This is a genomic window from Polaribacter tangerinus, assembly GCF_038024095.1.
GTDB classification, from domain to species: domain Bacteria; phylum Bacteroidota; class Bacteroidia; order Flavobacteriales; family Flavobacteriaceae; genus Polaribacter; species Polaribacter tangerinus.
The window spans coordinates 345,578-367,685 of sequence record NZ_CP150668.1; the positions used below are offsets into that span (position 1 = coordinate 345,578).

A 22,108-nucleotide genomic window follows, 5' to 3' on the forward strand; every position below is an offset into this window, starting at 1 on the left:
GTAAAGAAGTACCAAATTTTATACAAAACAAAAACACACAACAAACTAAACAAATAATGGCAGTAGATTTATTACTCGGATTGCAATGGGGAGATGAAGGAAAAGGAAAAATTGTAGATGTTTTAACAACAAACTACGATATTATTGCTAGGTTTCAAGGAGGACCAAATGCAGGGCATACTTTAATTTTTGATGGTCATAAACACGTATTACACACAATACCTTCTGGTATTTTTCATAAAACTGCACTTAATGTTGTAGGTAATGGAGTGGTTATAGATCCTGTAATATTTAAAAAAGAGTTAGAAAATTTAGACAAACATACTATAGACTATACCAATAAATTATTAATATCTAGAAAAGCACATTTAATTCTACCTACACATAGACTATTAGATGCAGCGTCAGAAACATCTAAAGGTAAAGCTAAAATTGGTTCTACACTTAAAGGAATCGGTCCGACTTACATGGACAAAACCGGAAGAAACGGAATGCGTGTTGGAGATTTAGAGTTAGAAAACTGGAAAGAGAAATACGACGCTTTAACAGAAAAGCATTTAAAAATGTTAGCTTTTTTTGATGTAAAAATTGAATATAATTTAGCAGAATTAGAAGCGGAGTTTAAAAAAGGTATAGACAAATTAAAAACCCTAACTTTTATAGATAGTGAAGAGTTTTTAAATAAAGCTATTAAAGATAAAAAGACAATTTTAGCAGAAGGAGCCCAAGGATCTTTGTTAGATATAGATTTTGGAACTTATCCTTTCGTAACTTCCTCAAACACTACTGCAGCAGGAGCTTGTACAGGTTTAGGGGTTGCTCCTAACAGAATTGGAGAAGTTTTTGGTATTTTTAAAGCATACACAACTCGCGTTGGCTCTGGTCCGTTTCCTACTGAATTATTTGATAATGATGGTGCACAAATGGCAAAAGTTGGTCATGAATTTGGCGCTACAACAGGAAGACCAAGACGTTGCGGATGGTTAGATTTAGTGGCACTAAAATATGCTGTAGATGTAAATGGTGTAACACAATTAATGATGATGAAAGGAGATGTACTTTCTGGATTTGACACATTAAAAGTATGTACTTCCTACAATTATAAAGGAAAAGAAATTCATCATTTACCATATAACATAGAACCTGAAAATGTAACCGTTAACTATTCAGAATTTAAAGGCTGGGAAGAAGATTTAACAAAAATGACCTCAGCAGAACAATTACCACAAAACTTATTGGACTATGTAGCTTTTATTGAAAAAGAAACAGGTGTTCCTGTAACTATTGTTTCTGTTGGACCAGACAGGAAACAAACAATTACTAGAGTTTAAAACGATTTACAATTAACTATGGAAGCATCTTTTTAACAAAAGATGCTTTTTTTGTTTACAAAAAAAGCATTAAAAAGTTACTCTTGGAGTCATATTAACTACTGATAGGAGAAAATAGTTAGTTTACTTTTAAATTTTAACTTTCTTTAATACTCTACAGATTACTTTTCTGTATTTTTGCTAAAATTTATCATTTTGAAAAAAATATTTTTTTTATTGTTGGCAATTGCACCACTACTTATTTATTCTCAATCTAAAAAAATATACTATGATGCAGAGTATCAAGAAGTAGATGAAGAAAATTATCCTGGTGCCACATTACTAATTGGCAATGTAAAAATGACACATGATGGCGCTGTATTAACATGCAAAAAAGCCCTATTTTATCAGAAAGAAAATTTTTTTAAAGCTTTAGAAGACGTAACTATTAAGCAAGGAGATACTATCACTCAAACAAGTGATTATGTAGATTATGACGCAAATTCTAAACAAGCATTATCATGGGGTAATGTTGTGTTAAAAGACCCAAGTATGACCCTAACTTCAGATACCTTACAATTTGATCGCTTAAACCAAAAATTATTTTATAAGAGCTACGCAACTATAAAAGATCAAACAAATACTTTAAAAAGTAAAAATGGCAACTATTATTTAGAAACCAAAAAATTTACTGCAACCACAAGGGTTACTGTAGTAAACCCAGAGCATAATCTCACTTCTAATCATTTAGACTATTATACAGATTCTGGCTTAACCTATTTATATGGACCTTCTACTATTACCAATACCAAAAATGCAAACAAAATATATTGTGAACGTGGTTTTTACAATACAAAAACTGATGTATCTTATTTTGTAAAAAATGCAAAACTTTATTTAAAAGAAAGAACTGTAGAAGGAGACAGTTTATACTACGATAAAAATAAAGGATTCGCATCTGCAACCAATAATATTAAAGTAATTGATACCGTAAAAAACTTTGTTACTAAAGGCAACTATGCAGAAATTTATGAGCTTAAAGATTCTTTGTTTATAGTTAAAAAAGCTGTTGCAATTTCTATTGTAGACAAAGACTCTACATTTATTCATGGAGATACTCTCTTGGTAACAGGTAAACCAGAAAAACGCATTGTAAGAATATATCCGGGAGTAAAAATTTTTAAATCAGACTTACAAGGAAAATGTGATTCCATTCATACAAATCAGCAAAATGGACTCACCAGAATGTTTGATTCTCCTGTTTTATGGTCGGACGGAAATCAAATTACTGGAGACACAATTCACTTACAAAGTAATGTAGAAACCGAACAATTAGATTCTTTAAAAGTATTGAACAACTCTTTTATAGTTTCTAAGGATAGCCTAGCAGACGATAACTATAACCAAATAAAAGGAAGAAATATGTTTGGTAAATTTATCAAAAACAAACTTAAAACACTTTTAGTAAAAGGAAATGCAGAGTCTGTATATTTTAATAGAAATGATAATGGAGAATTAGAAACTGTTACAAAAGAAGTTTCTAGCAACATAGAATTTACATTACTAGAAGGTCAAATTGAATCAATCAAATATTTAAAAGCATCTGAAGGAACTACCTTCCCTCCTTCTAAACTTCCAGAAGAAGTTAGAATTCTAAAAGGTTTTATTTGGCGAGAAAAAGAACAACCTAAAACGAAAGAGGCTATTTTTATTGATGATGTTGATATTAAATCAACACAATCAACAAAAAAATTGGACTCAAAACCTGTTATTTTACTAAAAGAGAATTAATAAACTTTAATGAAATCAGATTTTTTTAAATATCAAGCTCAAACTTCTCCACATCCTTTTGCCTTAGAAATTTCTCATGCAAAAGGAAGCTATATTTTTGATACTACTGGTAAAAAATATTTAGATTTTGTAGCTGGAGTTTCTGCTAATAGTTTAGGTCACAATCATCCTAAAGTATCTAAAGCTATTAAAAATCAACTAGATAAATACACGCATGTAATGGTTTACGGCGAATTTATTCAGAAACCTCAAGTAAACCTTTGTAAATTGTTAGCTAAAAATTCTCCAAGTAATTTAAATGCTGTTTATCTTACAAATTCTGGCACAGAAGCTACAGAAGGTGCAATTAAATTAGCAAAAAGAGTTACCATGAGGTCTGAGATTATTGCTGCGAAAAACTCATATCATGGCAATACAATGGGAGCAATGAGTGTTTCTGGAGTAGAAAAACAGAATAGTGCATTTAGACCATTAATACCTGGCACAAAATTTATACGGTATAATAACGAGATTGATTTAAACAAAATAACCCATAATACAGCTGCTGTAATTTTAGAAACTATACAAGGTGGTGCTGGTTTTATAGAACCTACAAACAATTTTTTACAAAAAGTAAAACAAAAATGTAACGAAGTTTGTGCATTATTAATTTTAGATGAAATACAAACTGGTATCGGAAGAACTGGCTCCTTTTGGGGCTTCCAAAATTATAATGTTACTCCAGATATTGTAATTACCGGAAAAGGCTTAGGTGGCGGAATGCCAATTGGGGCATTTATTGCCGATACAAAAATGATGTCGCTATTAAAAAAGAATCCTACTTTGGGGCATATTTCAACTTTTGCAGGTCATCCTGTTATTGCCGCCGCAGGAGAAGCAACTATTACCGAAATTTTAAGTTCAAATTTATTAAGCGAAAGTTTACGTAAAGAAAAACTAATAAAAAAACATCTGAAACACCCAATAATTAAGGAAATTAGAGGAAAAGGATTGATGTTAGCTGCCATTGTAGAAACTCCAGAACTTGCTCAAAAAATTGTGTTCAAATGTTTAGAAAAAGGATTAATTCTCTTTTTTTTACTCTTTGAAAGTAAGGCTCTAAGAATAACACCTCCACTAACTATTACAGATGACGAAATTGTTAATGGCTGTAAAATAATTTGCGAAAGTATAGAGGAAATTCTAAACAAATAGTATTTCTTTGTCAAGAAAAGATGACAAATTTAAATTGCTGATTTGTAGTTATTGTAAATGATAGCAAATATTTCTGTAAGAGATTACCTTTTAGCATTCAGATAATTTACTATCCTTTAAAAATGTCAAATAATTTTTTGAAGAATGACTTTTCTTGTTCATTCTCGTGATAACCATTTCCATATTTTCCATAACCATATCCGTAACCATAGCCATAACCATATCTATTTTTTATGATAAAATCATTCAAAACAAAACTAATATTATGAACTTCATTATTTCGATATTTTTCGTCTATCATTTTTATCATTCCTTTCTCTGTATAATTTTGTCGTACAACATAGATAATGGCATCAGAGTGTTTAAAAAGTTCTAAAGAATCAGAAACCAAGCCAACTGGTGGAGAGTCTATAACCACGTAGTCATACTCTTTTTTAAGTTGAGCAATCATATCATCTGCTTCTTTACTTAAAAGAAGTTCAGAAGGATTTGGTGGTATTGGTCCTGAGAGAATTAAATCTAAATTCGGAATTTCAGTTTGTAAAGTTACTTCTTCTAATGATTTTTGTTTAATTAAATGATTTACGATACCAACATCATTTGGAAAACCAAAATCATCAAAAATCTTTGGCTTACGTAGGTCTAACCCAATTAAAACTGTCTTTTTCCCACTCAAAGCAAAGGCAGTTGCCATATTTATAGAAATCATTGTTTTCCCTTCTCCACTCACCGAAGAAGTTAAAATTAATGTTTTTGAATCTGTAGATTTTGAATTTTTAAATAGAAACTGAACATTTGATCGAAGCGCTCTAAAAGATTCTGCTACAGTAGATTTAGGACTTTCATAAACAACCAAATTATTTTTACCAGGACTGTTTCCAACAACACCCAATACTGGTATGGCATAATTTTTCTGGATTTCTTCTACTGTATGAACTTTATTATCTAAAAGTTCATTAATTATTATATAAAATAACGGAAAAATAATACCTAACATTAAAGCAACGATATAATTAAATTTAGGCTGTGGATACACAGGACCTTGTCCTAAATCTTTTGCTGTATCTATAACTTTAACGTCAGATACACTCGCGGCTATAGCAGTTTCGGCTTCATATCTTTTTTGCTTTAAATAATTATAATTCATTTCTGAAATTTCGTAATCTCTTTGAAACGTAATTAACCCTTGCTCTTTCTTTGGTAATGTTTTTTTCTTGGTGTTGTATTTGCTTAATTGCTCATTTAAAAGTGCTATTCGCTGATTATTTAAAGTTAATAACGAAGTAATATTTTCTTGTAAGTTTTCTTTAGTTATACTTATTTCTCTGTTCAGCAACTTTACATCCGGATGATTTTCTTTTGCATACCCTCTTACACTTTCACTTAAACTAGATTTAGTAACTAAAATACTAATCAACTCAACAATTTTAGGATCTTGAATTTCTACTGTTGCTGGTACTAAATTCTCTCTACTAAAATTAGTATTAGACTGTATGTAAGACCTTAAATCTTTTAAATAATTTACGGTGCTTTTTAAAGCAGTTATTTCTTTTTCTAAAGCAATTGCCTCTGAAAAAATTTCTGCTCCTTGAGAGGATAGATCATAAATATTATTTTTTTCTCTATAATTTCCTAATTGATCTTCTAACAATCTTAACCGTTGCTCTTCTTCTAAAAACAATTCATTAATAAAAGATTGTGTTTTTACAGCGTATTCTATTTTCTGAACTTGCTTTACAGAGTCTAAAACGCGTATTGTAGTGTTTAAATAATCTTCAATTCTCCTTTTGTTTACACCTTCTTTTTGCAGTTTCAGCATCGAAGCAGCATTTGTTACACTGGTAACGCTAAGGTTTCTATTGGCCTTTACTGTCGAATCAAAATTATTAAATTGAATGTAAAATACATCTCCAACATCAATTGGCATTATTTTGTCAATAGAAAAATTGAAAAAAGGCGAGGATATTGGCTTGTTTGTACTATATTCTTTATCAAAATTTATAGTTTCTGTTTGAAAAGAAGTAATTTTATTGGCATTGTAATTTATAAGCTGATAAGTATTCTCTTCTGATGGACTAAAAGAAAGTTTAAACGTTTTTTCTCCTGTAAACTCAACTTTTATAAGGGTATTATAAAGCTGGTACTTGCTTTTATCTAAATTTACTAAAAAGGGAGTATATCCGTAATAATCTACCATTCTAAACTTCCCTTCTTTAAAGTAAGAAATATAAAAATTTAACCTATTAACAACAATTTCGTTATGTGTTCTAGACTTTAATATTACTTTTACTGTTTCCATCTCATCACTTGCACCTCCCCAGTTAAATGCAATATTGGTGCTTGAAGAAAATAACGGATTATTAACCTCTTTTACAGATATAATACTGTCTAAACTATATATTTTTTGCATATAGCTATTCATAAATTTAGCTACCAGCAAGCCAATAATTATAGTTACTAAAAATAACTTCCAGTAGGCTAACACTTTAAAAATATATTCCTTAACATCTATGTTAACAGTAGTGTTATTTTCTGATGATGGATTGTTCATTATATTATAAATTTCTTGCTAAAATAAGAGTTGTAGTAATGAGTGTTAAAACAGAAACTGCCGATGACAAGCTTTGTAAAGCTGTGGTTCCTGTACCCCAAGATTTTTGCTTTAACGGATTGATGTTGATGATATCATTAGATTTTATAAAAAAATTACTAGATGTTAACACATCAATATCTGTTAAATCCAAACTAAACTTTTCTACCCCATTTGGTGTCTTCCTGTATATTTCTACAGCTTTTCTATTTCCTAAATCGGTTATTCCTCCAGATTCTGCAATTACATCTACTATAGATAAACGATTTTGCAAAATAATACGTGTTCCAGGACTATTAATTTCACCAATAATAGTATATCTAATTCCAGACAACTTTACATCAACAAATAAACTTTCGTCGTTCTTTAAAAAGTCTTTTCTAAGCTTATTCTCAATTTTCTTTCTCACATCTGAGGTTGTATAACCAAGCACATTAATTTCTCCTAATGTTGGTATTCTAATGTTTCCATAAGAATCTATACTATAATCTAAAAAATAAGGCTGATTATTTAATTGACCTCCAGCTAAATTTCCACTATTACCATTTTTCTGAAAAGCATCTACTGCTTTTTCATTGTTAGAGTTAATTCGAATATTTAACATATCTCCAACTTGAAGTCTGTAAGGGGTATTGTCTACTCTTTTTACAATAGTAGAAGCCTTAGATTTTCCCTGAAAATAAGTTAAGTCTTTGTTAGATATACAAGACGTTAAACAGAAAATTGCGGCTATAATGTATAGGTATTTTTTTATCATGAATTTTTGTTATAACAAGCACAAATATACTTTTTATAAGTCTAATGCTATAATTTTATTTTATTTTCGTTTTTTTAATATAAATCCTAATGCTTTATCAACAAAGAAAATACATCAACTTTTTATTCAAATCTACCAATCATCATGGTGTTCACTCACCATTTATATTTAATTTTATTACTAAGTCTCTTTACAAAAAAACAAACAAAAAAAGTTGGCAGCTATTTACAAAACATAAACACAAACTATTAGACAATAAAAAATTTATTGAAGTCACAGATTTTGGCTCAGGATCAAAAATATTTAAAAGCAATCTTCGACAAGTAGCAAAAATTGCCAAAATTGCAGGTATTTCTAATAAGAAAGGAAAAATACTCTTAAAAATTATAAACTATTTTAAGCCGAATGCCATATTAGAAATAGGTACATCGCTTGGATTAGCAACTGCTGTAATGAAAATAGCACACCCAAGTACAATAATAACAACATTAGAAGGTTGCCCAGAAACAAGTAAAGTTGCCGACGCATATTTTACTAAAAGTAACTTTAATTCGATAACTATTGTAACCGGAAATTTTAATAAAACACTCGCTAAAGTTGTTAAAGACAAACAATACGATTGTATTTATTTCGATGGAAATCACACAAAAAAAGCAACAATTAATTATTTTGAAACCTGTTTAGAAAGTGCTCATAATAATTCACTTTTTATTTTTGATGATATTTATTGGAATTCTGAAATGCAAGAAGCTTGGCAAGAAATAAAAAACAACAATAAAGTAAGTGTAACTTTAGATTTATTTTACTTCGGAATTGTATTTTTTAGAAAAGAGCAAGCAAAAGAAGATTTTAAAATACGTATTTAAAAAACGTTCTAGATTAAGAAACAACAAAATTGTTAAAACTTACTAATTATAAGTCAAAGCAGTTTTAATCTTTGTAAATTTGATACTTAATTTATTGGCAAACTAAAAATGAAAATATACACAAAAACGGGCGATTCTGGAACTACAGCATTATTTGGAGGAACTCGAGTAAAAAAACACAATTTAAGAATAGAAAGCTACGGTACAGTCGATGAACTAAATGCCTATATTGGGTTAATTAAAGACCAAAAAATTGCAGAAAAAATAAAAAACGACTTGCTAATAATACAACACGATCTTTTTACACTTGGTGCTATGTTAGCAACCCCACCAGAAAAAGAAACGCTTAAATCTGGCAAAGAGCGATTAAATATTCCAAAAATAAATGAAAATTCTATTTTGTTTTTGGAACAACAAATAGACAACATGGAAGAATCACTTCCTCAAATGACACATTTTATATTACCTGGAGGCCACCAAGCAGTGTCATTCTGTCATGTAGCAAGATGTGTTTGTAGAAGAGCTGAACGATTAACAGTTGCCTTAAATGATGATGAAACACTTAACGAAGCCATTTTAATGTACCTCAACAGACTTTCTGACTATCTTTTTGTATTGGCACGAAAGTTGTCTAAAGACTTAGGAGTAGAGGAAATTAAATGGATTCCGACCAAAAAATAACACGTTCTTTTTTTATCGATTTTAAAGTTTCATTAAATTTAAAGATGCTCCTAGTTCTAGCACTACAAGAGCACAAAAAAAAATAAGATAAACTTTACAATAAATTTCTTAAAAAAGACTTGCATAATTCAGTAAAAAAATTATTTTTGCACAAAATTAAACAATAAGAAATGTATTGGACATTAGAATTAGCATCCTATTTAGCAGATGCGCCTTGGCCAGCAACCAAAGATGAGTTAATAGATTACGCTATTAGAACCGGTTCTCCTTTAGAAGTTGTAGAAAACCTACAAGATATAGAAGATGAAGGTGATGCGTACGACTCAATTATAGAAATTTGGCCAGACTATCCTACCGAAGATGATTATCTTTGGAACGAAGATGAATACTAAACGTACTAATAAAAATATAAAAAGTCTCTAAAGAGGCTTTTTTTTTGTTTTTTTATTTAGAAAAAAGATACCTTTTTTTCTAAATTTAAAAACCTGATATACAACTAAATAAAAACAGCTTTTTTTAAAGCCGTAAAAAATATTATATATATGAGCATTCTAAATTCAGTAATCAAACTATTTGTTGGCGATAAACAACAAAAAGACTTAAAGTTTTTACAACCAGTTGTAGAAGATGTAAAAAAGTTCGAAGCGGCTATTTCTAAACTTAGTAACGATGAGTTAAGAGCAAAAACCAGTCAATTTAAAAAACAACTTTTAGAGGCTACACAAAGTTTTGATTCTAAAATTGCTACACTCGAAGAAGAGGCAAAAAATGCAGATATAGACAGACAAGAAGACATTTACTCAGAAATAGATGCACTTAAAGATGAGGCTTATGCAATATCAGAAAAGACGCTATTAACTATTATGCCAGAAGCATTTGCTGTTGTTAAAGAAACTGCAAAACGCTTTGCCGAAAATGAAGAAATTGAAGTAACTGCTACCGCATTCGACAGAGAACTATCTGGTATTAGAGACCATATTTCGCTTGATGGCGAAAAAGCAATTTGGGCTAACTCTTGGGACGCAGCAGGAAAACCAGTAACTTGGGATATGGTTCATTATGATGTTCAGTTAATTGGTGGCGCTGTTTTACATCAAGGAAAAGTAGCTGAAATGATGACAGGTGAAGGAAAAACGCTAGTTTCTACCCTGCCCGTTTACCTAAATGCACTTTCTGGAAACGGAGTTCATGTGGTAACTGTTAACGATTATTTGGCAAAAAGAGACAAAGCCTGGATGGGACCAATTTTTGAATTTCATGGCTTAACAACTGATTGTATTGATTATCATCAACCAAATTCTGATGCCAGAAGAAAAGCATATAACGCTGATATTACTTACGGAACAAATAACGAATTCGGATTCGACTATCTTAGAGATAACATGGCAAGCTCTAAAGACGATCTTGTACAAAGAGCTCCCAATTACGCAATTATAGATGAGGTAGACTCTGTTTTAATTGATGACGCCAGAACTCCCTTAATAATTTCCGGTCCAGTACCAGAAGGAGATAGACATGAATTTACAGAATTAAAACCTCTAGTAGCAGATATAGTTGCGCTACAAAAACAACATTTAATTGGCGTACTTGCAGAAGCAAAAAAACTACTCGCAGAAGGCAATACAAAAGATGGTGGCTTTTTATTATTAAGAGTATACAGAGGGTTACCGAAAAATAAAGCACTTATCAAATTCTTATCACAAGAAGGGAACAAACAAATCCTTCAAAAAACTGAGAATTTTTATATGCAAGATAACAATAAACTAATGCCAGAAGTAGATGAAGACCTATGGTTTGTTGTTGAAGAAAAAAATAATCAAATAGATTTAACAGACAAAGGAATTGCTCATTTATCTAATAAAACAGCAGATGATTCTTTCTTTGTTTTACCAGATATTGGTGTAAAAATTGGAGACATAGACTCTTCTGAAGCCACCGCAGAAGAAAAAGCGAGCTTAAAAGAAGAACTTTACAAAGATTTTAGCATTAAAAGTGAGCGCATTCACACCATGAATCAACTTTTGAAAGCATACACTGTTTTTGAAAAAGATGTGGAATATGTTGTTATGGACAATAAAGTGATGATAGTTGATGAGCAAACAGGTCGTATAATGGACGGACGACGTTACTCGGACGGACTCCATCAGGCAATTGAAGCTAAAGAAAACGTAAAAATTGAAGATGCAACGCAAACTTTTGCTACGGTAACTTTACAAAATTACTTTAGAATGTACCGAAAACTTTCGGGTATGACAGGTACAGCCATAACAGAAGCAGGAGAACTTTGGGAAATTTACAAACTAGATGTTGTAGAAATTCCAACTAACAAACCAATTCAAAGAGACGACAAACAAGATCTAGTTTATAAAACTGCTCGTGAAAAATACAACGCTGTTATTGAAGATATTGTAAAATTGGTAGCTGAAAAAAGACCTGTTTTAGTAGGAACAACATCTGTTGAAATATCAGAATTATTAGGAAGGATGTTGCAAATGCGTAAAATTCCTCATAATATTCTTAATGCAAAACTACATAAAAAAGAAGCAGATGTAGTGGCAGAAGCTGGTAAACCTGGTGTTGTAACTATTGCAACGAATATGGCAGGACGTGGTACAGACATTAAACTTTCGGAGGCTGTAAAACAAGCTGGCGGTTTGGCTATTATTGGTACAGAAAGACACGATTCTAGAAGGGTAGACAGACAGTTAAGGGGTCGTGCAGGAAGACAAGGTGATGTTGGATCGTCTCAATTTTATGTAGCTTTAGATGATAATTTAATGCGTCTTTTTGGTTCTGATAGAATTGCCAAAATGATGGATAGAATGGGCCTTAAAGAAGGAGAAGTTATACAGCACTCTATGATTACAAAATCTATCGAAAGAGCTCAGAAAAAAGTAGAAGAAAACAATTTTGGAATTCGTAAACGTTTATTAGAATACGACGATATAATGAACGCTCAACGTGAATTTGTCTACAAAAGAAGAAGAAATGCGCTAGATGGTAAACGACTTCAGGTAGATATTGCAAACATGATTTATGATACTTGCGAATCTATTATCAATCAAAATAAACCTACCAAAAACTTTGAGAATTTTGAATTTGAGCTCATAAAATTTTCTGCAATGAGTGCACCTTTTTCTAAAGAGGAGTTCGAAAAAAGTTCTGAAAAAGAACTTATAGACAAACTATACAATGTGGTAACAGCTCATTATAAGTCTAAAATTGAAAGAAATGCCATTTTAGCATATCCAGTAATTAAAGATGTTTTTGAAAATGAAGGTGATAAATACGAACGTATAGTAGTTCCTTTTACAGACGGAACGAAATCTTTACAAGTAGTTACTAACCTTAAGGAAGCTTATGAAACTGAAGGGAAAAGTTTAGTAACTGACTTCGAAAAAAACATAACTCTAGCTATTATTGATGAAAATTGGAAAGAGCATTTACGTAAAATGGACGAGTTAAAGCAATCGGTACAAAATGCATCTTATGAGCAAAAAGATCCGCTATTAATATATAAGTTTGAAGCCTTTGAGTTGTTTAAGATTACTGTTGATGAAATTAATAAAGAAGTACTATCTTTCTTATTTAAAGGAGAATTACCTACTCAAGACAGATCTCAAATATCAGAAGCTCGTCAACAAAAAAGACAAGCTTTAAACACCAGTAAAGCAGCCGTTCAGAACTCTACAGAACAAGCTATACAAAATTCTCGTCAGCAATCTTCAGAGCCTGTAGAAACAGTAGTAAGAGAGCAACCAAAAATTGGAAGAAACGAAAAAGTTACTATTAAAAATGTAATGAGTGGCGAAGAAAAGCAAGTAAAATATAAACAAGCCATTCCTTTAATAGAAAAAGGCGAATTTGTTATAGTTCAAAAATAATTTTTGAGTTTCAAAAAAAAGAACAAATTTTAAAGTTTGAAAACCAAAGCACAATTGCTTTGGTTTTTTTTTATTAAAATGGGGGTTTTTCCTGATTATTATAAATGTGTATATTGTAGTTTTGGAAAAGTTGAATATAAATTTTGTTAATTATCCTTAACTGTTTACGCAACTATCAATAAACTTAAAATCCCTAAAATGAATCTAGAACTATTTGAAAAAGTATTTAGTACTATAGACAAAGTAAACCAAGATGTTATAAACAGACACTTAAAAAAAATTAAAGAACTTAGTGTTTATTTACCAAAAACTCAGTCTTACTTTATGCTTCAAGACACCGTTAATCAATCTATAGGGCATCTTTGCGAAAATTACAGTCGTATTTTAGGTTACAATAAAAACGAAACTTTAGAAAAAGGACTACCTTTTCATTTTTCGAACTATCACCCAGAAGATGTAGAAAACTGGCAGAAGACCTTAAATGAGCTAATGCAATTTACAATGAAAGAGATACCTGAAGAAGAAAGAAGTAATTGTACGTATACCTGGACTTACAGAATAAAAACAAAAAAAGGAAAATATTTAAATATACAAGAGTGCTTAACTCCTATTTATTTTGATTCTTATGGAAAACCGCTTGTTGGTTTTTCTCAAAGTACTGTAATAGATAGTGTAAAAAAACAAGCTCAAATTGGAGTTTGTAAAAAGTTAAATAACAATGGAGAATATGAAACTTTATTCTATAAAAATTATTCTAAAAATATTTTATTAGACAATTTAAGCAATAGAGAATTAGATATTGTACGTTTATTATCTTTAGGTCTATCAACTAAAGAAATATCCGATAGGCTAAACATAAGTAGTTTTACAACCTCTACACACAGAAGGAATATTTTAGCAAAATTAGATTTTAATTCTACTGCAGAAATTACAAAATACTGCTTAACGCATCAGCTGTTTTAAGCAAAATTTACAAGTTGCTAGTTTTGATAACCTGATTAGTATTCAAAAAAAAACTTTTTTCTATTGAAAAAAATTTTTTTTGAATCGACACAAAGAAATGTTTTTAAAACTGTGTATCCATTTGCAAATACTGTAAAAACTCTTTTCTGGTTTCTTTTTCTTTAAACTTTCCACCAAACTCAGAGGTTACTGTAGAGCTTTCTATATCTTTAATTCCTCTAGAGTTTACACATAAGTGTTTTGCATCTATTACGCATGCTACATCATCAGTACCTAAAGCTTCTTGCATTGCCTGTACAATTTGCATCGTTAAACGCTCTTGTACTTGTGGTCTTTTAGAAAAATATTCTACTATCCTATTCATTTTAGAAAGGCCAATTACTTTTCCTTTAGAAATATACGCAACATGAGCTCTACCAATAATTGGCAATAAATGATGCTCACAAGTAGAATAAACAACTATGTTTTTTTCTACCAACATCTCTCCATAATTATAATTATTATCGAAAGTTGATGCTTTTGGTTTGTTTTTGGGGTTCAGTCCCATAAACATTTCATTAATAAAGGCTTTGGCAACTCTTTTTGGAGTACCTTGTATGCTATCGTCTGTTAAATCCATACCTAAGGTATGTAAAATATCTTTAACACTTTCTTCTATTTTAGCTATTTTTTCTTGATCAGAAATAGTAAATGCATCTGGTCTTATTGGGTTTTCTGCAGAAGTTGCCACATGATTTGCGCCTATTTCTTCAATTCTTTCGTCATTCATTTTGCTACTAAATTCAAACATTTCAATCTGTTAATAAATGCAAATTTAAGTGTTTGGTTTTTATTATTTGATGTTTTGTATAAATTATCGTTATAATTAAATAATTTTTAACCTTTAATACTTAGGGATTATTAGTTATAAAGAATACTGTTCTTTATGCAATTGGCTACTATTTAAAATACTACTTTAATTGAAGTAGCAATTCATCTGATGTACATTCGAACTGTTCTCCTGTACTCATATTTTTTAAAGTAAAACGGCTGTTTTCTAATTTAGAAACTACAAATTCTATGGCTCTATTACTTACATATTTCCATTGCTTTTTTTGTTGCTTATTACTTTCTGCCAAATCTGGATAAAATTCTGATTTTACACCATTTTCTCGAAGCATTTTAATTGTTTTCATTATAGTGAGAGATGCTGAATCATCGAAATTTAAAAATAACACTTTCGGCTTTGGTAAATCTACCGACTTAAATAAGCCTAATTCTTCTAATACCAAATAAATTCTATCTAAACCAAAGGAAATACCTACTCCTGAAACATCTTTAAGTCCGAAAATTCCAGTTAAATCATCATATCTTCCACCACCACCAATAGAACCCATACTTACCTCTTTAGGAGCAGAAACTTCAAAAATAGCTCCTGTGTAATAATTTAAGCCTCTTGCTAAGGTAACATCTACCTCTAAATTTGCAGATTTTAAACCAATCTCTTGAATAGTATTTACAACAAATTGCAACTCCTCTACTCCTTTTAATCCTTCGTTAGAAGATGCTAACATATTTTTTAATGACAATAGTTTTTCTGAATTAGTACCAGAAAAGTCGAATAACGGCGCAACTTTATTTATGGCCTCTTCAGTAATACCTTTAGAAAGCATTTCTTTTACAACACCTTCTTTACCAATTTTATCTAGTTTATCTAAAGCTACAGTAAAATCAATTAACTTGTTTTTTGCACCAATAACTTCTGCAATACCTGATAGTATTTTTCTGTTATTAATTTTAATGGTTGTGTTATTTAATTGTAGGTCTGAAAAAACGGTATCATACAATTGAACAAAAGTAACTTCTTGCCACAAAGAAGTACTTCCTACAACATCTGCATCACATTGAAAAAACTCTCTAAATCTACCTTTTTGTGGTCTGTCTGCTCTCCAAACTGGCTGAATTTGATATCTTTTAAATGGAAAAGTTATTTCATTTTGATGCTGAACTACATATCGTGCAAAAGGAACGGTAAGGTCGTATTTTAGAGCTTTTTCTGATATTTGAGAAATTAATTTTGTACTATTTTTTTCTGACAACAGTTTAGATTCTGCCTTTTTTAAATAATCTCCCGAGTTTAATATTTTAAAAATCAATCGATCTCCTTCCTCTCCGTACTTTCCCATTAAAGTTGATGAATTTTCGAAACTTGGTGTTTCTATTGGCTGGAAACCAAAAATTTCAAATGCTTTTTTAATGGTGTTAATTATGTAATTTCTGTTAGTAACTTCTACAGGAGAAAAATCTCTTGTTCCCTTTGGAATACTTGGCTTCATTAAATGATTTTTATTTTTTATCCTAACATCGTTGTTTTGTAAAAAAACTTTATGTCTATTAAAAATGTAAATTTTATTTTCTCGAGCAAATATCGTGAAAAGTTATATTTTTTTGGAAGTTCTATTCATTTTATTTCTATGCTTTAAAGAATAAATAGTAGCATTTAGTTCGAAACCAAGCAATAGAATAATGGCGTTAAGCCAAACAAACAACATGAGTATTAAAAGTGTACCTATAGAACCATATAATTGATTATACTGAGCAAACTTAACTACATAAATTCCGAATAAATAAAAAGTAAATAAAGAAACCACAGTTGTTAAAAAAGCACCTGCTGAGAAAAATTTCACTTCTTTTCCTTGCTTTGTTCCAAAACGAAATAATAAGGATACTATAGTAAAAATCATGATTAGAAATAACAAACTTTTACCGATAAAAAATAGGTTTAAATCGCTGGTATTTAACCAACCTTTTTCGTCAATTTTTGATAATGCAACTTGGTATAAAATAATGAGAACGACCGTAATTATTAAAAAAAAAGACATTAATAAAGAAACACCTAAAGAAATAAAATAGGCTTTAAAAACATTTCTAAATTCTTTTACATGATACGAATATTCGAAACCTCCAAAAATAGCGTTTACGCCATTGGTCATTAAAAAAATTGACAATAAAAAACCTAACGATAGTAAACCTCCATACTGATTATTAACAATATCTACCAACACTAAATTTACAGCATCGAAGGTTTGTGGAGGTAAAATTTCTTTTATGAAAGAAAACAATCCTTCTTGGAAACCGTCTATAGGAATGTAGGGTATTAATGTAAGTATAAAGAGTAAAAAAGGAAAAACTGCCATAAAAAAACTAAAAGCTATTCCGCCTGCCCTAGAAGTTAAAGCACCTTTTACAATACCTATAATATACATTTCCAAAACATCGTACAAAGACATGCCCTCGAGACCCGGAATTTTAATCTTCTTTCCAAAAATTACCAATAAATTTACAATAGGAATTTTATGTAATTTATTTTCTATCTCTTTGCTCATGAGTTACATATCGATTTTAAACCAACTTAATACCAAAGGAAACTAGTAATCCATCTATAGTATTTCTGTTAAAAAGTGCATTTTTTAAACGATTTTTTTCTGGATGAATTTCAAAATTATATGCTGTTCTAAAATCAGATTTTATTAAATTAGAAGCATCAAAAATAGCGGATTTTAAGTCGCAATTATCAAAGATTACCTCACTGAGGTTTGTTTCTGTAAAATCTACTTCTTGTAAATTACAATTTGTAAAACTAGTTTTAGGAATATTTAATTGATAAAAAGAAGAAAAATTAAGCTGACAACTTTTAAAACTTAACTGGAGTAAAAAAGTATCACACTCATTAAATTTTAATCCTATCATTTTACAGCTTTCAAAAGAAACATTTTTAAAAGCAGTATTGGCAATGTTGGTATTGCTAAAATTACACTCTATAAAAATACAATCTATAAACTCGATGTTAGATGCATGAACACCATCAAAATTACAATTTAAAAAAGTACAACTATCATACGATGCTTTGACGATACCTATTGGGGTATAATCAATTTTCGAATAAGTTTCTTCTGTAAAATAAAGTTCCATCATTTATGTAAAGTAGTTTCTTTTAAAGTTCTTTTTTTTATTAAACAGCTTTTAAACTTAGGTCTAAATTGTGTACAGAATGGGTTAATGCTCCAGAAGAAATATAATCTACTCCGCATTCTGCATATTTACGAATAGTTTTCTCGCTAATTCCTCCAGAAGATTCTGTTAAGCAGGTATTGCCAATTAATTGAACAGCTTTTTTAGTATCTTCAAAGGTAAAATTATCAATTAAAATTCTATAAACGCCTTTGTTTTTGAGTATTTCTTTAATTTCTTTTAAGTTTCTTGCTTCTACAATTATTTTAATATCAATATTATTTTCTGACAAATATTTTTTTGTTTTTGTAATGGCTTGCGTAATTCCGCCTGCAAAATCGATATGATTGTCTTTTATCATAACCATATCATACAGAGCAAACCTATGGTTTTCTCCACCTCCAATTTTTACAGCCCATTTTTCTAAAGCTCTAATACCAGGAGTTGTTTTTCTGGTGTCTAAAACTTTGGTTTTAGTTCCGTTTAAAAGCGTTGTAAAAGCAGCTGTTTTTGTAGCAATTGCACTCATTCTTTGCATCGAGTTTAAAACCAATCGCTCTGCCATTAAAATAGATTGTGATTTACCTGAAACATAAAATACAACATCGCCAAAAGTAACTTTATCACCGTCATTTTTAAAAGTTTCTACAATTAAATCTTTATCAATATAATTAAAAACTTGTTTAGCAAACTCTACCCCAGCAATTATTCCATCCTCTTTAACTAATAATTTTGCTTTGCCAGAGGCGGTTTCGGGAATACAAGAAAGTGAGGTATGGTCTCCATTACCTACATCTTCTCTAACAGCATTTTTAATGATGATGTCTAATTCGTTTTGAAATTGTTCTTTTGATATCATAAATCTTTTTATTCTGATGTAAAAATAACAATGATTTTCAACTTTTAAGAAGTTCTAGTGATTTTATGTTCTAAAACTGATAAATTTGTAGAGAATTAGTATAATGATTTGTCGATATTTCTTAAAAGTTGAGTAATCATTAGAAATGATAGTTAAAAGATGAAAATTAAATTACTTGCCATTGGCAAAACTGATAATAAAAACTTAATACTGCTCATAGATGAGTATAAAAAACGGTTAAAGCACTACATAAAGTTTGAATTAGAAATTATACCAGATTTAAAAAACACCAAAAATTTAAGTGAAATTCAACAAAAAGAAAAAGAAGGAGAATTAATTCTTTCTAAAATAGAAAATACCGATAATCTTATTCTTTTAGATGATAAGGGAAAACAATTTACTTCTGTAGAATTTTCTAAATATCTTCAAAAAAAAATGAATGCTGGTATAAAACAGTTGGTGTTTGTTATTGGTGGTCCGTATGGTTTTTCTGAAAAAGTATATCAAAAATCTGCCGGTAAAGTATCGCTTTCTAAAATGACTTTCTCACATCAAATGATTCGCTTATTTGTAATAGAACAATTGTATAGAGGTTTTACTATTTTAAAAAACGAGCCCTATCATCATGAGTAAAACTCATACTTTTTTCCTTTTTTATATTTTTAAATTTAGTAGCGTTAAAACTTTGTAACTTTGGTTTTTTAAAACAACAATCTGAAATGGAAATAGTATTTGCTACCAACAATCATAATAAATTGGAGGAAGTTCAAGAAATGTTACCTGCTTCAATAAAATTATTAAGCCTAAATGATATTGGTTGTAATGATGATATAGAAGAAACTGAGACGACTTTAGAAGGAAATGCAAAATTAAAAGCCAATTATATTACAACAAAATTTGGTTATAACTGTTTTGCAGATGATACAGGTTTAGAGGTTGAAAGTTTGGATGGAAATCCTGGCGTATACTCTGCAAGATATGCAGGAGAACCATCAAATTCTGAAAAAAACATGCAAAAGTTATTGTTAGCACTTAATAATAAAACTAATAGAAAAGCTCAGTTTAGAACCGCAATTTGTTTAAATATAGATAAAAAACAATATATATTTGAAGGAATTTGTAAAGGAGAAATTCTAAATGAAAAAAGAGGAGAAAAAGGGTTCGGTTACGATCCAATTTTTTCTCCAGAAAATCACCAAATTTCGTTTGCAGAAATGGATTCTGAAAGCAAAAACAACATTTCTCATAGAGGCATTGCCATTAAAAAATTAGTTGCTTTTTTACAAAAGGTTACACACCAATAGGTATCACAATACAAGTATATTTTAAAAATGATTCTAAATAGCTTTAAAAAACAATTTATAATACTTGTAGCTTTTCTAGTTATATTGTTTTTTTTAAACATTTGCCTCGGTTCAGTAACGATACCTCCAAAAGAAATATTTAAAATAATATTGGGAAACCTTTCTGTAAAAGAAAGTTGGGAAATAATAATTATCAACTATAGGCTACCAAAAGCAATAACCGCAGTTTTGGTGGGATCTGGTTTATCAGTTGCAGGTTTATTAATGCAAACATTATTTAGAAATCCGCTTGCTGGCCCTTTTGTTTTAGGAATTTCTTCGGGAGCTAGCTTGGGTGTTGCCTTATTAATTTTAGGAGCAGCAGCCATTGGTGGCTTTACCATTACTAGCTCTCAACTATCTCTTCCTTTAGCGGCTAGTATTGGCTCATTTCTAGTACTTTTTGCAGTAATTTTAGCAGCAAATAAAGTAAGAAACACCATGTCTATACTTATTATAGGTTTAATGTTTGGAAGTTTAACTGCTTCAGTTATTAGTGTTCTTGCTTATTTTAGCCAAGCAGCACAAATACAACAATACCTATTTTGGAGCTTTGGTAGCTTAGGAAATTTATCTTGGAACGAATTATTAATTTTTAGTCCCATTTACTTTATTAGCATTGTAGCTACATTGTTTATTATAAAACCATTAAATAGTTTTTTATTGGGCGAAAACTATGCTAAAAGTTTGGGTATAAATATTAAAAAAAGTAGAAATATTATTTTGATAATTGCTAGTCTTTTAACTGGAGTAACAACAGCTTTTGCTGGTCCGATAGCTTTTATTGGACTTGCAGTGCCCCACATTGCAAGAATGATTTTTGCTACCTCGAACCACAAAGTGTTGCTCCCTGCGGTAATTATTTTAGGAGCCATAACAATGCTTATTTGCGATGCAATTGCACAACTACCAACTAGCGAATTTACTTTACCAATTAATGCCATTACTTCACTTTTTGGCGCACCAATTGTAATTTGGCTTCTCATTAGAAAAAAGAAATTATTTGTATAAAATTTAAAATATTAATAAAATTAAAACAACAACAGAAAATATCGTCTTAGAAACAGTTAATTTAAGTATTGGATATAACAACAATAACAACAGAAATGTAGTTGCGGATAACATCAACTTAAAAATAGAAGCTGGAAAATTAGTGGTTGTTTTAGGAAAAAATGGCATTGGTAAATCTACGTTGCTTAGAACATTTTCTAAAGTTCAAAAACCCATAGCTGGAACTCTTTATTTTGAAGAAAAAAAACTAGATTTATATTCAGAAAATGAACTCTCTAAAAAACTAAGTCTTGTTTTAACAGAAAGACTTCCAGAAAGTCAACTAACTGTTTTCGAGCTTATTGCACTTGGAAGACAACCTTACACAAATTGGCTAGATACACTAGCAAAAGAAGATGAAAAAAAAATACAAAATGCCATTGAACTCACAGATATTTCTCACCTAAAAAACCGACGGTTTTACGAATTAAGCGATGGTCAGCTTCAACGAGTTTTAATTGCCAGAGCATTAGCACAAGATACCGAAGTAATTATTTTAGATGAACCATCAGCGCATTTAGATATGCATCAAACGATTAAAATTTTTAGTCTCCTAAAAAAGTTGGTATCAGAAACAAAAAAAACAATTTTAATTTCTACACACGAAATTAATTTGGCTATACAGCTTGCAGATGAAGCTATCATAATATCAGAACAAAACGTAGTACAAGGAACCATAAAAAAATTAGTAGATAAAGGCACATTTGAAACACTTTTTCCCAATACGTTGTTAAAATTTAATAAAACCCTTCAGCAATTTGTGGTTAATAAAATATAATTTTGACGAAAGCCTAACTTTTTGTTACATTTGAATACTTAATTATACAAAT

19 protein-coding genes are annotated in these 22,108 nt (G+C 30.1%); 12 read left to right on the forward strand and 7 right to left on the reverse strand.

Translation table 11 applies throughout. The features are described from left to right. Nucleotides 1-56: 56 nt before the first annotated feature. From WHD54_RS01565 to WHD54_RS01575, 3 genes are all read left to right on the forward strand, one after another. Entirely contained in the window at nt 57-1,331 is a 1,275-nt protein-coding gene (locus WHD54_RS01565) for an adenylosuccinate synthase (protein ID WP_088322911.1), read from the forward strand. 195 nt (nt 1,332-1,526) lie between these two features. Further along, on the forward strand, nt 1,527-3,101 hold the full coding sequence (locus WHD54_RS01570; protein WP_233130954.1) for an OstA-like protein: 1,575 nt from the start codon (nt 1,527-1,529) through the stop codon (nt 3,099-3,101). A gap of 9 nt (nt 3,102-3,110) precedes the next feature. Next, on the forward strand, nt 3,111-4,295 hold the full coding sequence (locus tag WHD54_RS01575; protein WP_088322912.1) for an aspartate aminotransferase family protein: 1,185 nt from the start codon (nt 3,111-3,113) through the stop codon (nt 4,293-4,295). 109 nt (nt 4,296-4,404) lie between these two features. Here the strand turns inward: WHD54_RS01575 and WHD54_RS01580 are convergent, their stop codons facing one another. Both WHD54_RS01580 and WHD54_RS01585 read right to left on the reverse strand, forming a co-directional pair. After that, nucleotides 4,405-6,846: a polysaccharide biosynthesis tyrosine autokinase gene (locus tag WHD54_RS01580; protein ID WP_088322913.1), complete on the reverse strand. Its 2,442-nt coding sequence runs from the start codon at nt 6,844-6,846 to the stop codon at nt 4,405-4,407. 4 nt (nt 6,847-6,850) lie between these two features. Beyond that, a complete protein-coding gene (locus WHD54_RS01585; protein WP_088322914.1) occupies nt 6,851-7,642 on the reverse strand; it encodes a polysaccharide biosynthesis/export family protein in 792 nt (263 codons plus the stop codon). Nucleotides 7,643-7,731: 89 nt separating this feature from the next. On the opposite strand from WHD54_RS01585, the gene WHD54_RS01590 reads away from it, so the two are divergent. The 5 genes from WHD54_RS01590 to WHD54_RS01610 all read left to right on the forward strand — a co-directional run bounded on the left by WHD54_RS01590 (nt 7,732) and on the right by WHD54_RS01610 (nt 14,036). Beyond that, nucleotides 7,732-8,508 (forward strand): O-methyltransferase, encoded by a 777-nt coding sequence (locus WHD54_RS01590; RefSeq protein WP_088322915.1) that lies wholly within the window; start codon nt 7,732-7,734, stop codon nt 8,506-8,508. A gap of 108 nt (nt 8,509-8,616) precedes the next feature. Then, the gene (locus tag WHD54_RS01595; RefSeq protein WP_088322916.1) at nt 8,617-9,189 is read left to right on the forward strand and encodes a cob(I)yrinic acid a,c-diamide adenosyltransferase; all 573 of its coding nucleotides are present in this window, start codon (nt 8,617-8,619) and stop codon (nt 9,187-9,189) included. Nucleotides 9,190-9,359: 170 nt separating this feature from the next. Then, nucleotides 9,360-9,581: a DUF2795 domain-containing protein gene (locus tag WHD54_RS01600; protein WP_077809574.1), complete on the forward strand. Its 222-nt coding sequence runs from the start codon at nt 9,360-9,362 to the stop codon at nt 9,579-9,581. Nucleotides 9,582-9,731: 150 nt separating this feature from the next. After that, complete coding sequence (gene secA, locus WHD54_RS01605; protein ID WP_088322917.1) at nt 9,732-13,073, forward strand: preprotein translocase subunit SecA; 3,342 nt, start codon at nt 9,732-9,734, stop codon at nt 13,071-13,073. A gap of 198 nt (nt 13,074-13,271) precedes the next feature. After that, nucleotides 13,272-14,036: a LuxR C-terminal-related transcriptional regulator gene (locus WHD54_RS01610; protein ID WP_088322918.1), complete on the forward strand. Its 765-nt coding sequence runs from the start codon at nt 13,272-13,274 to the stop codon at nt 14,034-14,036. 103 nt (nt 14,037-14,139) lie between these two features. On the opposite strand, the gene folE is transcribed toward WHD54_RS01610, so the two are convergent. From folE to nadC, 5 genes are all read right to left on the reverse strand, one after another. Continuing rightward, complete coding sequence (gene folE / locus WHD54_RS01615) at nt 14,140-14,805, reverse strand: GTP cyclohydrolase I FolE (protein ID WP_394364873.1); 666 nt, start codon at nt 14,803-14,805, stop codon at nt 14,140-14,142. Nucleotides 14,806-14,986: 181 nt separating this feature from the next. After that, nucleotides 14,987-16,351, reverse strand: coding sequence for a histidine--tRNA ligase (gene hisS, locus WHD54_RS01620; protein WP_088322920.1), 1,365 nt, complete (start codon nt 16,349-16,351; stop codon nt 14,987-14,989). 102 nt (nt 16,352-16,453) lie between these two features. Beyond that, entirely contained in the window at nt 16,454-17,401 is a 948-nt protein-coding gene (locus tag WHD54_RS01625; RefSeq protein WP_088322921.1) for a YihY/virulence factor BrkB family protein, read from the reverse strand. 16 nt (nt 17,402-17,417) lie between these two features. Next, the gene (locus WHD54_RS01630) at nt 17,418-17,990 is read right to left on the reverse strand and encodes a pentapeptide repeat-containing protein (RefSeq protein ID WP_088322922.1); all 573 of its coding nucleotides are present in this window, start codon (nt 17,988-17,990) and stop codon (nt 17,418-17,420) included. Between the two features lie 37 nt (nt 17,991-18,027). Further along, a complete protein-coding gene (gene nadC, locus WHD54_RS01635) occupies nt 18,028-18,885 on the reverse strand; it encodes a carboxylating nicotinate-nucleotide diphosphorylase (RefSeq protein WP_088322923.1) in 858 nt (285 codons plus the stop codon). Nucleotides 18,886-19,044: 159 nt separating this feature from the next. Between nadC and rlmH the strand changes: the two genes are divergently transcribed. From rlmH to WHD54_RS01655, 4 genes are all read left to right on the forward strand, one after another. Further along, nucleotides 19,045-19,518: a 23S rRNA (pseudouridine(1915)-N(3))-methyltransferase RlmH gene (gene rlmH / locus WHD54_RS01640; RefSeq protein WP_088322924.1), complete on the forward strand. Its 474-nt coding sequence runs from the start codon at nt 19,045-19,047 to the stop codon at nt 19,516-19,518. A gap of 86 nt (nt 19,519-19,604) precedes the next feature. Next, entirely contained in the window at nt 19,605-20,189 is a 585-nt protein-coding gene (locus WHD54_RS01645; RefSeq protein ID WP_088322925.1) for a non-canonical purine NTP diphosphatase, read from the forward strand. A 27-nt stretch (nt 20,190-20,216) separates the two neighbouring features. Next, on the forward strand, nt 20,217-21,239 hold the full coding sequence (locus WHD54_RS01650) for a FecCD family ABC transporter permease (RefSeq protein WP_088322926.1): 1,023 nt from the start codon (nt 20,217-20,219) through the stop codon (nt 21,237-21,239). Between the two features lie 112 nt (nt 21,240-21,351). Next, a complete protein-coding gene (locus WHD54_RS01655; protein WP_317043141.1) occupies nt 21,352-22,056 on the forward strand; it encodes an ABC transporter ATP-binding protein in 705 nt (234 codons plus the stop codon). Nucleotides 22,057-22,108: the final 52 nt, after the last annotated feature.

Excerpts from the sequence above, each read along its gene's own strand:
- WHD54_RS01575 (WP_088322912.1), top strand. The coding sequence starts at position 3,111 with ATGAAATCAGATTTTTTTAAATATCAAGCTCAAACTTCTCCACATCCT.
- folE (WP_394364873.1), bottom strand. The coding sequence starts at position 14,805 with ATGAATGACGAAAGAATTGAAGAAATAGGCGCAAATCATGTGGCAACT.
- WHD54_RS01565 (WP_088322911.1), top strand. The coding sequence starts at position 57 with ATGGCAGTAGATTTATTACTCGGATTGCAATGGGGAGATGAAGGAAAA.
- WHD54_RS01600 (WP_077809574.1), top strand. The coding sequence starts at position 9,360 with ATGTATTGGACATTAGAATTAGCATCCTATTTAGCAGATGCGCCTTGG.
- WHD54_RS01625 (WP_088322921.1), bottom strand. The coding sequence starts at position 17,401 with ATGAGCAAAGAGATAGAAAATAAATTACATAAAATTCCTATTGTAAAT.
- WHD54_RS01580 (WP_088322913.1), bottom strand. The coding sequence starts at position 6,846 with ATGAACAATCCATCATCAGAAAATAACACTACTGTTAACATAGATGTT.
- hisS (WP_088322920.1), bottom strand. The coding sequence starts at position 16,351 with ATGAAGCCAAGTATTCCAAAGGGAACAAGAGATTTTTCTCCTGTAGAA.
- rlmH (WP_088322924.1), top strand. The coding sequence starts at position 19,045 with ATGAAAATTAAATTACTTGCCATTGGCAAAACTGATAATAAAAACTTA.
- WHD54_RS01585 (WP_088322914.1), bottom strand. The coding sequence starts at position 7,642 with ATGATAAAAAAATACCTATACATTATAGCCGCAATTTTCTGTTTAACG.
- WHD54_RS01590 (WP_088322915.1), top strand. The coding sequence starts at position 7,732 with ATGCTTTATCAACAAAGAAAATACATCAACTTTTTATTCAAATCTACC.
- WHD54_RS01595 (WP_088322916.1), top strand. The coding sequence starts at position 8,617 with ATGAAAATATACACAAAAACGGGCGATTCTGGAACTACAGCATTATTT.
- secA (WP_088322917.1), top strand. The coding sequence starts at position 9,732 with ATGAGCATTCTAAATTCAGTAATCAAACTATTTGTTGGCGATAAACAA.
- nadC (WP_088322923.1), bottom strand. The coding sequence starts at position 18,885 with ATGATATCAAAAGAACAATTTCAAAACGAATTAGACATCATCATTAAA.
- WHD54_RS01650 (WP_088322926.1), top strand. The coding sequence starts at position 20,217 with ATGATTCTAAATAGCTTTAAAAAACAATTTATAATACTTGTAGCTTTT.
- WHD54_RS01630 (WP_088322922.1), bottom strand. The coding sequence starts at position 17,990 with ATGATGGAACTTTATTTTACAGAAGAAACTTATTCGAAAATTGATTAT.
- WHD54_RS01645 (WP_088322925.1), top strand. The coding sequence starts at position 19,605 with ATGGAAATAGTATTTGCTACCAACAATCATAATAAATTGGAGGAAGTT.
- WHD54_RS01610 (WP_088322918.1), top strand. The coding sequence starts at position 13,272 with ATGAATCTAGAACTATTTGAAAAAGTATTTAGTACTATAGACAAAGTA.